Below are 14,140 nucleotides of genomic sequence, written 5' to 3' on the forward strand. Positions count from 1 at the left end.
TAACCCTAGGAAAATGTCAATCTAAAAACCGTCTCCACATTGGGAATGGAATGTACTTTTAAACTCCCTCCATGCAATTGCATCACTCTTTTGGAAAGACTGAGACCTATACCCGTTCCGCCTGTTTTAGTAGTAAAAAATGGAATAAAAATCTCCTCCAGAAGGTCTTCCGGTATTCCGGGGCCGTTATCTTTTACCTCGATAATCTTCAAGTTGTCTTCCTCCTTTGCCATTAATTGAACTTGTCCATTTGATGTGTTTTCCACAGATTGCATGGCATTTTTACAAAGGTTGAGAAGGACCTGGGAAATTTGTTTTTCATCAATGAAAAGTTCCAGGCTTAGGGGCGTGCAGTCAATTGAAAATTTTATTCCAGACTCATTGGCCCTAGTTTCCATCAACACCTGAATCTTGTTGATCAAATTAAATCCATTGACCAAGGCTCTGTCCGGTTCGGGAACACTTAATAAGGTTCTATAGGATTGCACAAAATCCATTAGATTCCCTCCCTGATTTTTGATTACTTCCAATCCCTTGACTGTATTTTTGATGTGGTTTTCTTCCAATTCCGCAGAGGAAATGGCCTCTCCATTTTTTACGAAATACTTGATAATCGTATCCGAAATTGAAGTAATTGGGGTAATGGTGTTCATGATTTCATGAGTGAGCACGCGTATCAATCTCACCCAGGATTCGGTTTGTTTTTCATCCAATTCTTTGTCAATGTCCTGTGCCACAACCAGAAGTAATTCTTCTTCGTTAAGGGTGATTCCGCGAGCCTTGACTGCCAATTGTTTTTGTTCCCTTTCGGTGGTTAGTTCAACTAGCTTACGGTCAAAGGGCTTAAGTACACTAAAAAGTTGATACAATTTCTCATCTACCTGTTGCAGTTGCTTGATATGATTCAACGGGCTATGATTGAGCAATCTTTCCATTGTGGGGTTGGCAAACAGGATGTGCCCTGCTTCGTTTACCGTGAGTATTCCAATATCCGCCTGTTTGATGATTTCCTGATAATACTTTTCCTTGGCCTCATTTCTCAAATACAGTTCCTGCACAGTATCGTTCAGCAGATTTAAACTGAGATTCAACTCATTTAAGGATTCCTCCTTGGTTTCCTTTGGAAATCTAAGCGTAAAGTCTTCATTTTTTATTGCTTTGAAAAGGTATGCAATGGTTCTATTGGTGTGATTAAAGTATCGAATAAGCAGGATAAGTTGAACCACAAAAAATAGACCGGCCAATCCTCCAACAAGGTATTTTTCGTTTGCAAAACCATAGGCAGAAACATATGCGCTTATCCCAATAAATAAGACTCTTATGATGATTTTATAATAGAAATTTTGGCTAACCATAGGGTCTATTTCTTCTTTAGTTTGTTGTACAGCGTCTGTCTCGAAATACCCAATTGCTCTGCGGCCGCACTGTAATTACCCTCATTTTGCTCCAGTGCTTTGGCAATCATTTGCTGTTCCATATCATCCAAGGTCATAGCACTATTCACCAATTCATTGGGCGCCTTGTGGTGCAGTAAAAAATCGGATGGTTTTAGGACGTCTCCCTCGGATAGAATCACAGCTCGTTCCAAAGTATGCTGCAATTCCCTCACATTCCCGGGCCACCGATATTCCAAAAGCTTTTCCTGAGCAGCGCTATTTATTCTAAGACTTGGTTTATCATATTTTCCAGCGAAAAGTTTCAGAAAGAAATCGGCCAATACCAAAATATCCCCTTCTCGCTCCCTCAGAGGGGGCACCTCAATATGTATGGTATTAATTCGATATAGCAAATCTTCTCGGAACAGTCCGTCAGAAACCATTTGTTCCAGATTGCAGTTTGTGGCACAGATAAGTCGTATATCAACGGAAATCGATTTATTGGATCCTACCCGTACGATGGATTTGTTTTGGATGGCCGATAGCAGTTTAGCCTGCATTTGAAGGGATAGGTTCCCCATTTCATCCAAAAACAAACTCCCTTGATGCGCTGCTTCGAACTTACCAACACGATCTTCTTTGGCATCTGTAAAAGACCCCTTAAGGTGCCCAAACAGTTCACTTTCAAACAAATTTTCGGCAATGGACCCCATATCCACACCGATGAATACCTCATCTTTTCGAACAGAGAGTCTGTGCAATTCACGAGCTATAAGTTCTTTTCCAGTACCATTTTCCCCAGTAATCAGCACGTTTACATCCGTTTTGGCCACCTTTTTTGCCAAATTCAAAACTGAGGTCAACGCTTTTGAGTTTCCGATTATAGAGTTTTTATCCTCGTTAATAACCTGCTTCAGGTTGCTCTCTTTCTTTTTTAGTTGATGTATTTCCTGTTTGGATTTTCTAAGCTCATACGCGGATTTCACTGTGGCCATTAGACGCTCATTGTTCCATGGTTTTAAAATGAAATCGGCTGCACCTTGCTTTAAGGCACTTACTGCTAAATCCACAGCACCATAGGCTGTCATTAGCACCACAGAAGTATTGGGTGACCTCTTTTTAATCTCGTTAAGCCAGAATAAGCCTTCATTTCCGGTGTTCACTCCAGCCGAAAAATTCATGTCCAACAGAACAATGTCTATTTCTTCGAGCTTAGGGAAAGAAGAAATTTGGTTTGGATTAAAAAGGGTTTGTACGCTTGAATATTCAAACTGAAGCAAAATCTCCAAGGCGCTCAATACGCTTTTATTGTCATCTACCACCAAAATTTTGGCGTCAATCATAGGTTTTGGGATTTGTTTGGTTTTAAAACTACGAATAGCAGAGCAATAATTTAGGCCCATGTAAAAAATTTGGACAGAATTTGTATAAAAATTTTACACTCTTCTTCTCATTTCAATTATTTTCTATTTGTAATAATTTGATTTTCAGCAGTTTAATTTTTTGGCACATGAATAGTATTAAGTTTGGCACAGTAAAAAACCATGAATATCAAAATTTACATAATCGCTCTATTTTTCTTCGCAACGGCTTCGACCTTGGCCCAAAAAGCATGGACCTTGGACGAATGTGTGGCTTACGCGATTGAGAACAACCTTCTGGTAAAAAATAGCTCTTATACCAAGGATGCCAGCAAGGAGACTTACAGACAATCAGTACGAAACTTATTGCCCAATGTAAATGCTTTTACAGATTACCGTATCAATACGGGTCTGACTGAAGATCCACAAACTGGGGTGTTGGTAAATAGAGAGTTCAACAATGCCAATTACAGCCTTAGTGCCAATGTTGATGTCTTTCAAGGTTTTCAAAAACTGAATGCTATTAAAGCGGCCAAATACATTCTAAGGGCTTCCGAAGAAGATATTGTTCAAGAAAAATTTCTCTTGGCTTTTCGTGTAATGAGCGCCTATTACGATATTAAGTTCAATGAAGGTCTAGTAGCTAATTCCTTAGATCAGCAAGATATTTCGCAAACCAACTACGACTTGGTTAAAAGACAAGTAGAGTTAGGGCTTATGGCTGAGGCTGATTTGCTTGAGGCTGAATCCAACCTTTTGAACGACAAATTGTTGGTTACCCAAAACCAAAATACTCTTGCACTGTCCAAATTGACTTTATTACAAGAAATGAATTTGACCGACACCAACGATATCAATTTGCAACTAGACGAAGAGTCAAATCAGGGAACTGATGTTAACCAAGAGGTAACCGTTGATTCGTTGTACGCGACCGCAAGGACCTTTGTGCCGATTGTAAAATCTCAAGAATACAGAGTAAAAGCAGCCAAAAAGCAATTACAATCCACCAGAGGAACTTTGTACCCATCACTTCGGGTAGTGGCAGGAATGTCCTCTCGGTTTTCAGAAACCAATACAGATGACAATGACAATGTCGTGCCATTCTCTGATCAAATCGGTGAAAACTTTGCGCGATTCGTGGGTGCCGAACTTAGCATTCCGCTTACCAACGGTTGGTCAAACCGTTCTCGAGTGAAGCAACAAAAAATAGCCTATTTACAGGCCAAGAACAATCTGAAATTGCAAGAACAGGAATTGTTTCAACTAATTCAACAACTGGTTCAAACCCATGATGCCTTGGTGGTAGAATTGGGCCAAAGCAACAAGAGAGTGGAAGCACAGGAAATTGCATTTGAGATTGCACAAAAACGCTACGAAAAAGGACTAATAAACGCCATTGAACTGTTTCAGGCCAAGAACCTTTTTGGGACAGCACAAAACGAAAATTTACAAGTAAGTCTGAGATTGAAGGTGAATGAAAGTACCATAGATTTCTATAAAGGCCTACCTATTTTTAATATCAATTAATCGACTGATGGATATACAATTAGAAAAAAAGAAAGGATTACGACCCAAGCATTACGGTTACATCGCGCTGGGCATATTGGTACTGTTTTTTGGTTGGAAGCTATTGTTTGCCGGAACAACCTCTACCTTCAGAACCGACAAAGAAAGAGTATCCATTTCAGAAGTTGTGGATGGCAAGTTTGATGACTTTATTACCATCAACGGAAATGTAGCGCCGATAGCCACAATATATATGGATGCCTATGAAGGGGGGCGGGTAACTGAAAAGTTAATCGAAGAAGGTGCCATGGTCAAAAAGGGAGACATTATCCTTAAGCTGGAAAACATGGTGCTGTATGAGCAAATCTTAGCCAGTGAAAGTAACCTTGCTTTAAAGCAAAATGATCTGCGGTCTACCAAACTCAATTTTGACTCTCGTCTTTTAGATGGTAGACAATCTTTAGCAACAGCATTCTACGATTTACAACGCTTGAAAAGAAACTATGAGCAAAATGTAGACTTGTATAATGAGAAACTCATTTCCAAAGAAGCGTATTTGCTATCCAAAGAAAACTACGAGTTGGCCCAAAGGCAACATGATATCCTTGAAAAACAAACCAAACAAGATGAGGAGTTAAGTAAAACTTCGTTGACTAGTTTGGATGGTGACTTGGTACGTATGCGCAAAACGCTTTCCATGGTTTACGAAAGACTGGACCACCTTAACGTGAGGGCTCCCGCAGACGGACAGTTAGGATTCCTAGATGCTGAGATAGGTCAGAACATTGCCCAGGGACAACGTATTGGTCAGGTGAATGTATTGACCGATTTCAAAATCGAAGCTGAAATTGATGAGCATTACATTGATAGAGTTAAGAGAGATCTATCAGCAACATTTGACAGAAATGGGAACGAATATCCCTTGCGAGTAAGAAAAGTATATCCCGAAGTTAGAAACGGTAGGTTTAGAGTGGACTTGGTTTTCACAGATAACAAACCAGAAACCATCAGGGCCGGTCAAAGCTACAACATCAGATTGCAGTTGGGCGCTTCAAATGACGCCTTGCTTTTACCAAAAGGTGGGTTTTTCCAAAGCACAGGTGGACAATGGGTCTTCGTTTTGGGAACTGATGAAGGTGAGGCCATTAAAAGAAACATAAGAATAGGAAAACAAAATTCCAGATACTACGAAGTGCTTGAAGGACTTCAGCCTGGGGAAAAGGTAATTACCAGTAACTATGACAGTTTTGGTACTGCCGAAAGAATAGTATTAAAGTAATATCAATTAAAAACGTCAAAAAATGAACAGATTAGTAATACTTTATGGATGTGTACTCTTATCAAGTACCGCCATAGCAGAAGAACAACAAAGTACCTTTGAAGCAAGTCCGTTACAAGCGGCCTTGGCAACTGAAGAGATGGACACAATCCTAGTTTCGTCCTCTAAGGAAGAGGCTGATGAGGCTGCGTTTATCCTGAGCGAAATTGAATTTATTGAAGAAGAGGACTTGGAGCTAGGTTTTGATACCAAGGACTATCTTCCCGAAGGATTTTCACCTTATGAGGTTTATTTCGATTTGAATTCAGTCGCCTTTGTTGAAGACCATCAGGAATTGGATTTGGGATTTGATACTTCGATTTATTTGCCCAATGGGTTTGACCCTTACGTGGATTCCCCCGCAGTAAGCTCTTTAAACTTTATTGAAGAAGAGGATACCAATTTAGGGTTTGATCCCATGGACTACTTGCCAGAAGGATTTTCACCCTATGAAGTTTACTTCGACCTTAATTCCATTATCTATATCGATATGAACGAATTAGACGAAGAGTTTTCAATATGTCCTTGGACAACATCAGAAAATGAACCATACAATTAATTACTAAAGACCATAATACTTTAAAAAATGATACAGATACAAAACCTGAAAAAAAGCTTTAGAACCGAAGAAGTGGAAACCCTGGCACTCAATGGTGTCAACCTCAACGTGGCCGAAGGCGAGTTTGTTGCGGTAATGGGTCCTTCCGGATGCGGAAAATCCACCCTACTGAATATTATCGGAATGTTGGACAACCCTACGGACGGAAGCTACAATTTCGCTGGCCATGAGGTAAGTGGCCTAAAGGAAAGTCAAAGGACCCAGCTTCGCAAAGGGAATCTAGGATTTGTTTTCCAGAGCTTCAACCTTATCGACGAGCTTACGGTTTTTGAAAATGTAGAACTCCCATTGATCTATTTAAAAATGAACAAAAGTGAGCGTAAACAAAAAGTTCAGGCGGTTCTGGAACGTATGAAAATCGCCCATCGTGAAAAACACTTTCCACAGCAACTTTCTGGAGGACAACAACAGCGGGTTGCCATTGCAAGAGCCGTAGTCACCAATCCCAAATTGATTCTTGCGGATGAGCCAACCGGAAACTTGGATTCCAAAAATGGTATCGAGGTAATGAAACTGCTTACGGAACTGAATCAAGAGGGGACAACCATCGTCATGGTGACCCACTCAGACAGAGATTCCCATTATGCGCACCGTGTCATCAATCTATTTGACGGACAAATAGTAACGGAAAGCAAGAACAAACCCATGCAGGCAACCGTTTAAGCGAGTTTATTCATCAATCTATCACAATCAAAAAACTAAAATCATGCTTAGAAGCTATTTTAAAATTGCCTGGAGGAACCTCGTAAAAAGGAAAGTGTTTACTGGGATAAACATTCTTGGCCTTTCAATCGGCTTTGGAAGCGCCATATTGATATACCTCTTCTTGGGGTATCACTATTCCTTTGATGATTTTCATGTGAACAAGGACCGTATTTATAGGATGGCCACCGAAGAACATATGGATGATATTGACTATTCTGCTAGTGTTCCTCCCGCTTTTGCAAAAGTGTTCCAAGAAGAATATGCTTACGCGGATAAGGTTGCTAAAATTATGGATCGGGATGGTTTGGTTATTGATGTGGACCGAAATGGAAACATTGCCAAGTACAAAAGGGATGTTCTATTTGCACAAGAAGATTTCTTCAAAATTTTCAGTTTCCCTTTAGTGGATGGAAGCAATACTATTTCCATATCAGCTCCAAACACTGCAGTGGTTACTGAAAGTGAAGCCCTAGAGCTTTTTGGAACTGTCGATGCTGTTGGAAAAACATTTGTTCTTGAAAATGATAAGACTATTGAAATTACCGGAATCTTAAAAGACATTCCTAGCACTTCATTCTTAGAGGCAGAGATTTTTATCTCCTTTGAGAACCTAAAGGACTTTTCTGAATTTGGATATGGGGAAAATTGGGGAGGTATTACCACCAATTTACAGTGTTTCGCTCTGTTAAAACCTGATCAAGATATTGCTCATATAGAAAGTGTTCTTCTGGAGCTACCCAAAAAGTATAGGCCAAATAGTAAAAACACACACATATATAAACTACAGCCTTTATCTAAAATACACCTCAATGAAGAGTATGGCGGTTTAGATCCTGTTTTCCTGATTGTTTTCGGAATCATAGGGCTCTTTTTGTTGATTATCGCTTCCATCAACTTTATTAATATCTCGACGGCTCAAGCTTTTTATCGATCCAAGGAAATTGGAATTCGCAAAGTATTGGGTGGTTTTAAAAAACAGCTTTTTTGGCAGTTTTTAAGCGAGACTTTTTTAATAAGCATTTTCGCTATAATAATAGGCTTTGGTATGGCCGTGTTTTTCTTGCCTTCCTTTAATGAACTCTTTAATATTCAGCTATCCTTTGAAAGCCTTCTCAATCTCAAATTCTTTGGTTTTTTATTGGCTTTACTACTATTGGTATCTCTCCTTTCTGGAGCTTACCCAGGGATATTGCTATCCAGAATAGTTCCCATTTTGGCACTAAAAGGAAAACTGAACCATAATGATACCGGCGGCTCCAAAACAAGAAAAGTTTTGGTTGTAGCGCAGTTTGTAATTTCAATCTCCCTTATTGTTGCTACCCTTGTTATCTCAAGACAAATCGAATATGCCACGCAGACCGATCTTGGTTTTGATAAAGAGTCTATCATAATGCTCGAGGTTCCTGAAAACTTAGATCCCGACAAATTTCATGATCTCAAATCAAGACTGCAACAAGTGGTTGGTGTACAAAATGTTTCAGGTTGTTTAACCAGTCCCGGTGGGGCGAACACCTTTTGGGATACAACGGTAAAGTACAATAATAGACCCGAAAGAGAAGATTTCAGTATTTCCATTAAGATTGGGGATGCAGATTACTTGAACGCTTTCAATATTCCACTAGCGGCAGGCAGGAACTTCTTTAAGAATGATTCCATTACGGAACTCTTAGTGAATGAAAAATTTATTGCGAAAATAGGGGCCTCATCACCTGATGAAATATTGGGCAAAACTCTTGCGGTAAACGGAGAGCGAATCAAAGCCACCATTGTAGGTGTGGTTAAGGATTTTCATGATGGCAGTTTTACTCAAGAAATTAGGCCGGTTTTTATAGCCCCCTATGTACGATGGTACAATGAAATCGGTGTGAAAATGAACTACAAGAACACAAAAACTACCTTGGCGCAACTTGAAAAAGAATGGTCTCAAACTTTCTCAAAACACGTATTTGGCTACCGTTTTCTGGATGAAAGTGTGGCTGAGCAGTACGAAACCGAACAACGGTATTTGTCGCTGTCCAAAGTCTTTTCTGGTCTTGCCATTTTCATCGGTTGTTTGGGTCTATATGGTTTAATACTATTCTTTGTAAGTCATCGTACAAAGGAAATAGGTATTCGAAAAGTATTGGGAAGTTCAGTTTCAAACATTCTCACTCTTTTTACCCTTGACTTTTTTAAACTGATCATGGTTGCTGGCTTAGTTGCAACACCTGCTTCTTGGTATTTAATGGAGCAATGGCTACAAGGGTACACCTACAGAACCCAAATAGGGTGGTGGATATTTGCTGCAGCAATCGGTTCCGTTATGTTAATTACTCTAGTGACTATCAGTTATCAGACCCTTAAGGCTGCATCTGCCAATCCTATAAAAAGCTTACGAACCGAATAAACAAAGAATCCCAATCGAAAATCATGAATAAGAACAGGTTTAAAATTGCATGGCGAAGTATAAAGAAGAGAAAAGGGTTTGCGTTAATCAATGTGACGGGACTTGCTCTTGGCTTTGCATGTTGTATTCTTATATTCCTTTTTGTTCAGTATCACCTACAATTAGATAAATTCCATTCCAACCCAGACCGGATTTATCGATTCGTTACAGAGCAGCACAAGGATGAAATTAATTATACCCCTAGTGTTCCTCCAGGATTTACCAATGCTTTCCGTTCCGATTATGATTATGCTGAAAAAGTAGCTAAAATCGTGAATTTGGAAGATAGGGTAGTGTTTGTTGAAGATCGAGACATACGCTTGAACCTAAGTAGAGGCGTTGTGTTCGCCCAGGCAGATTTTTTTGACATTTTCAACTTTCCTCCTTTAAATGGTTCAAACCAAATAAATATCTCAGAACCCAATACGGCGGTGATAACAGAATCCATGTCAAAAAGGTTATTCGGAGATTCCAATCCAATCAACAAAACTTTTGAATTAGAAAATCAAGAAATCATAACTGTGACCGGGATTCTAAAGGATATCCCTTCGACCTCCTTCATTCAAGGGGATATCTTCATTTCCTTCGACACCTTAAAGAAGCTTAGTAAATTTATGGGGGGCGAAGAATGGTGGGCCATAGGGTTAAATCTACAGAGTTTTGCGCGTCTGCGACCTAATCAGAATATTGCGCAGATTGAAAGTGTACTCGAATCGTATCCTGAGCAGTATAGGCCGAACGAGAAAAATCTACATCGCTACAAACTTCAACCTCTTAAGGACATCCATTTTGATGCCAGGTACGACGGCGCTATGGATATCAAAATGTTATGGGTGTTTTCTTTAATTGGATTTTTCATTGTTCTAGTGGCTAGCATCAACTTTATCAACATGTCAACGGCACAGTCCAGCTACCGATCTAAAGAAGTTGGAGTTCGAAAAGTATTAGGGGGTCAAAAAGGACATCTCTTTTGGCAATTTATGGCTGAGACTTTCTTGATTGTTCTTCTTGCTCTTACGCTTGGCCTAGTTTTAGTTGGAGTCATCCTTCCTTATTTCAATGCTGTTTTTGGGTTGAAACTTCATATAACCAACCTTATCAATATTTCCTTTTTGGTTTTTATTGGTACCCTATTATTGGGTATTACCTTTTTAGCCGGTAGCTATCCTGGTATTCTCCTGGCCCGAATCAACCCAGTTTCCGCATTTCAGCGCAAGTTTTTTAAGTCTACTTCTTCTGGATATCTTACCCGAAGGGTACTGGTCACTTCACAATTTACCATTTCTATTATCTTGATTATTGCTGCAATTGCAATAAACAAACAAATACATTTTGCTATCAATTCGGATTTAGGTTTTGATAAATCTGCAGTAGTAATGGTTGACCTTCCAGAAACATTGGAAACCGAAAACTTAAAGGCTCTCAAGGAACGTCTCGTCAGTTACAATGGAATCGAAGGAGTAACTGCTTGTTTTGCTCCACCCGCTGCTGCTAAAAATGAATGGAACGCTAGGGTACGATATAACAACAAGGATGAAGATGAAGCATTTTCTGCACAAATGAAGGTTGCCGACCGTCAGTATCTAGAGACCTTCGACCTTACTATTCTTGCTGGCCGAAACTTTTTTGAAAACGAGTCCGTTGATGAAATTTTGGTCAACAAAACCTTTGCGGCCAAGCTTGGTGCTTCCTCCTTGGAAGAGCTGTTGGGGAAGTCAGTATCCTTTGCTGATGGCCATGTAAAAGGCAAGATTGTTGGTGTTATCAACGATTTTCATGATAGGGATTTTCATCAGGAAATAAGTCCAATTTTTATTGCTCCCCATTCGGATAGTTACTACCAATTGGCCATAAAAGTAAATCCTAAGAACATCACATCTAGGTTAACGCATATTAAGAACGAATGGAGTGAACTTTTTCCAGAATATGTTTTCAATTATTCTTTTTTAGATGACCAAATTGAAAATCTGTATATAAAAGAAAGTCGGTTCCTTTCTTTGGTAAAATTGTTTACTGCGCTTGCCATCTTTATCGGCTCTCTTGGAATTTATGGCCTTATCCTGTTTTTCGCAGTTCAGAAAACCAAAGAAATCGGGATTCGAAAAGTATTGGGAAGCAGTATCAATGGCATTCTATGGATAATGTCCAAGGATTTTTTGAAACTCATCCTAATAGCGGGCCTAATTGGCTCTCCAGTTGCCTGGTATTTTCTAAACAACTGGCTCAACAATTTTAATTATCGAACACAGGTCTCTTGGTGGATTTATGGGATCGCCATAGGTCTTTTGCTGTCAATCACCCTTATCACCATTAGCTATCAAGCCTTGAAAGCGGCGAGAACAAATCCCATAAAGAGTTTAAGAACAGAATAATCATCATCAAAAAACGAAACATCATGATCAGAAACTATATACATATTGCTTGGAGGAGCATTCGGAAGGATAAACTGTTCACCACGATCAAAATTGGAGGGTTCGCCATGGGCGTTGCCGCTTGTTTGCTTATAAGCTTCTTTATTCTAGATGAGTTGAGTTATGACAAACACTATTCAAATCCAGAAAGAACCTTTAGAGTCGTTGCCGAAGTTCCAATAAACGGAGAGGTAATAAAAAATGCACATTTCCAACTTCCTTTCGCGGATGCCTTGGCCTCTGATTATCCAGAAATTGAAAAAGCCGGAAAGTATACCTCAAGTGAACTTTTCGGGGCAGGTCAAAAAACTATCCAAGTATCCGGACAGGCCAAGGGAATCATTGAAGATGGTTTTGTGTTCGCAAGCCAACCCATGCTTGATATTCTAGAGTTTCCCTTTGTTGAAGGGCAGGCTGAGTCTGCTCTCAAAGAACCTTTAAGCCTCGTAATAACCAAAGAAAAAGCAAATCTCCTTTTTGGAAACACAAAGGCTTTGGGGAAAACTGTAGTCTTGGATAACGACACCGCAAATCCCTATACCATAACAGGAGTAGTGGACCGAAGTTCTATAAAATCACATTTCCATTATGAATATCTAATGCATGTGCGCGATACCGATTTCAACTGGGTTAACACCAACTACATGACCTATATCAAAGTGCATGAGAATACGGATATCGAGGCCTTGAAGCAAAAAATGCATTCCGTAGTGGATAAATACATCGTACCAGAACTGAATCAAAATGAATTCATGAGAAAATTCATCGATCTCTATAAAGGTATGAGCTTTGATTTACAGCCCATTCAAGATATTCATTTACATACGGACAGTAAAATGATTGACAACCTGAAGCATGGAGATATCCGATTTGTTTGGTTGTTTGCTGCGATAGCTTGTTTTGTTCTTTTATTGGCTTCGATAAATTTTATCAACCTTTCCACAGCAAAATCGGCTAACCGAGCGAAAGAAGTAGGATTGAGAAAAACCATAGGTGCCCAAAAGGACAATTTGGTGTTTCAGTTTCTAACAGAGTCCGTTTTGTTGAGTGTATTATCATTTGTACTGGGAATTGTGCTCGCCTCCTTGCTCCTGCCCTGGTTTAACATTGTTGCAGAAAAGAGTATTGAATTTCCATGGTTGTCGCCAGTGTTCTTTCCTATAACAATTGGGGTAGCCTTATTGATTGGAATCTTTGCAGGCCTGTACCCAGCCTTTTATTTATCATCATTCAAGCCGGCTCGGGTCCTAAAAGGAAATTTAGCCACCGGAAGCAAAAACAGAAGATTACGAAGTGGGCTTGTGGTATTCCAGTTTGCCATTTCAATTGTACTTATCATTGGCACTCTCATTATATACAAACAAACCGACTATATCCTAAATAAGGAATTAGGCTATAACAAGGAACAGGTGCTTGTAGTACAAGGCGCGGGCGCTTTGGGAGACAAGGCGCAATCCTTTAAAAAGCAATTGTTGGATTTACTTTCAGTCTCCAAAGTTTCAATTGGGGATTACCTTCCGGTAGCTGGGACTAAACGCAATGGGAACACCTTTAAAAACATCGATGATCCAGTAGAAGATACCGGGGTGCCTGGACAAATATGGCGTGTGGACCATGATTATCTGCAAACCTTGGGGTTAGAAATCGTTAATGGAAGGGATTTTGCTATAAACCGGCCTTCAGATTCCATTGATGCGGCCATCATTAATGAGAAAATGGCGCAGGAATTGGGTATGGAAAATCCCATTGGAAAAAGAATAGATAATGGAGATCAATTTGTTGTAATAGGTGTAGTAAAGGATTTCCATTATTCTTCTTTAAGGGAAAACATAAGACCCTTGGCCTTGGTAATTGGTAATAGCCCAGGGTTGATTTCAGTTAAAATTGGTACTTCCGAATTGAATCAAACCATCGCCTCCATCTCAGAAGTTTGGGATAGGAATGTATCCAACCAAACTTTCAATTATACTTTCTTGGATGATGATTTTGCGCAAATGCATAGCGATGTTCAAAGAATGGGGAATATCTTCAATGGTTTCGCACTGTTTGCCATCTTAGTTGCCTGTTTAGGTCTTTTTGCCTTATCTGCATTTATGGTAGAGCAACGTAAAAAAGAAATCAGCATTCGCATGGTTTTGGGTGCTCCTTTTAAAAGTATATATCAACTGCTTACGATTGACTTTATTCAATTGGTACTCATTGCCTTTGTAATTGCAGTTCCTATTGGTTGGTACTCCATGCAAAGGTGGTTGGAGGATTTTGCTTATAAAATTCCCTTGGATTGGAGTCTATTCCTAGTGGCGGGCATCATAGCTGTGTTTGTTGCCCTGCTGACCATAAGCTATCAATCAGTGAGTGCTGCCTTAATGCAACCCCTAAAAAGTTTAAGAACTGAATAACCACATCAAAAACCGAATAT

9 protein-coding genes are annotated in these 14,140 nt (G+C 39.6%); 7 read left to right on the forward strand and 2 right to left on the reverse strand.

From position 1 onward, the window contains the following. Window positions 1-5: 5 nt before the first annotated feature. Together ACSLUF_RS17415 and ACSLUF_RS17420 are read right to left on the reverse strand one after the other, a co-directional pair. Window positions 6-1,355, reverse strand: a complete 1,350-nt coding sequence (locus ACSLUF_RS17415) for a sensor histidine kinase (RefSeq protein ID WP_435623940.1) — start codon at window positions 1,353-1,355, stop codon at window positions 6-8. A 5-nt stretch (window positions 1,356-1,360) separates the two neighbouring features. Further along, window positions 1,361-2,719, reverse strand: a complete 1,359-nt coding sequence (locus ACSLUF_RS17420; protein WP_435623941.1) for a sigma-54-dependent transcriptional regulator — start codon at window positions 2,717-2,719, stop codon at window positions 1,361-1,363. 201 nt (window positions 2,720-2,920) lie between these two features. Between ACSLUF_RS17420 and ACSLUF_RS17425 the strand changes: the two genes are divergently transcribed. Genes ACSLUF_RS17425 through ACSLUF_RS17455 form a run of 7 tightly spaced genes read left to right on the forward strand, consistent with a single transcriptional unit; the run spans window position 2,921 to window position 14,120 of the window. After that, window positions 2,921-4,264 (forward strand): TolC family protein, encoded by a 1,344-nt coding sequence (locus ACSLUF_RS17425; RefSeq protein WP_435623942.1) that lies wholly within the window; start codon window positions 2,921-2,923, stop codon window positions 4,262-4,264. 7 nt (window positions 4,265-4,271) lie between these two features. Next, the gene (locus ACSLUF_RS17430; RefSeq protein WP_435623943.1) at window positions 4,272-5,522 is read left to right on the forward strand and encodes an efflux RND transporter periplasmic adaptor subunit; all 1,251 of its coding nucleotides are present in this window, start codon (window positions 4,272-4,274) and stop codon (window positions 5,520-5,522) included. Between the two features lie 22 nt (window positions 5,523-5,544). After that, entirely contained in the window at window positions 5,545-6,120 is a 576-nt protein-coding gene (locus ACSLUF_RS17435) for a hypothetical protein (RefSeq protein WP_435623944.1), read from the forward strand. A 27-nt stretch (window positions 6,121-6,147) separates the two neighbouring features. Next, a complete protein-coding gene (locus ACSLUF_RS17440) occupies window positions 6,148-6,843 on the forward strand; it encodes an ABC transporter ATP-binding protein (RefSeq protein WP_435623945.1) in 696 nt (231 codons plus the stop codon). 43 nt (window positions 6,844-6,886) lie between these two features. Continuing rightward, window positions 6,887-9,271: an ABC transporter permease gene (locus tag ACSLUF_RS17445; RefSeq protein ID WP_435623946.1), complete on the forward strand. Its 2,385-nt coding sequence runs from the start codon at window positions 6,887-6,889 to the stop codon at window positions 9,269-9,271. Between the two features lie 23 nt (window positions 9,272-9,294). Then, window positions 9,295-11,682 (forward strand): ABC transporter permease, encoded by a 2,388-nt coding sequence (locus ACSLUF_RS17450; RefSeq protein WP_435623947.1) that lies wholly within the window; start codon window positions 9,295-9,297, stop codon window positions 11,680-11,682. A 23-nt stretch (window positions 11,683-11,705) separates the two neighbouring features. Then, window positions 11,706-14,120: an FtsX-like permease family protein gene (locus tag ACSLUF_RS17455; protein ID WP_435623948.1), complete on the forward strand. Its 2,415-nt coding sequence runs from the start codon at window positions 11,706-11,708 to the stop codon at window positions 14,118-14,120. Window positions 14,121-14,140 lie beyond the last annotated feature (20 nt).

The sequence above is a fragment of the Flagellimonas sp. genome (genome assembly GCF_965601775.1).
GTDB lineage: Bacteria > Bacteroidota > Bacteroidia > Flavobacteriales > Flavobacteriaceae > Flagellimonas.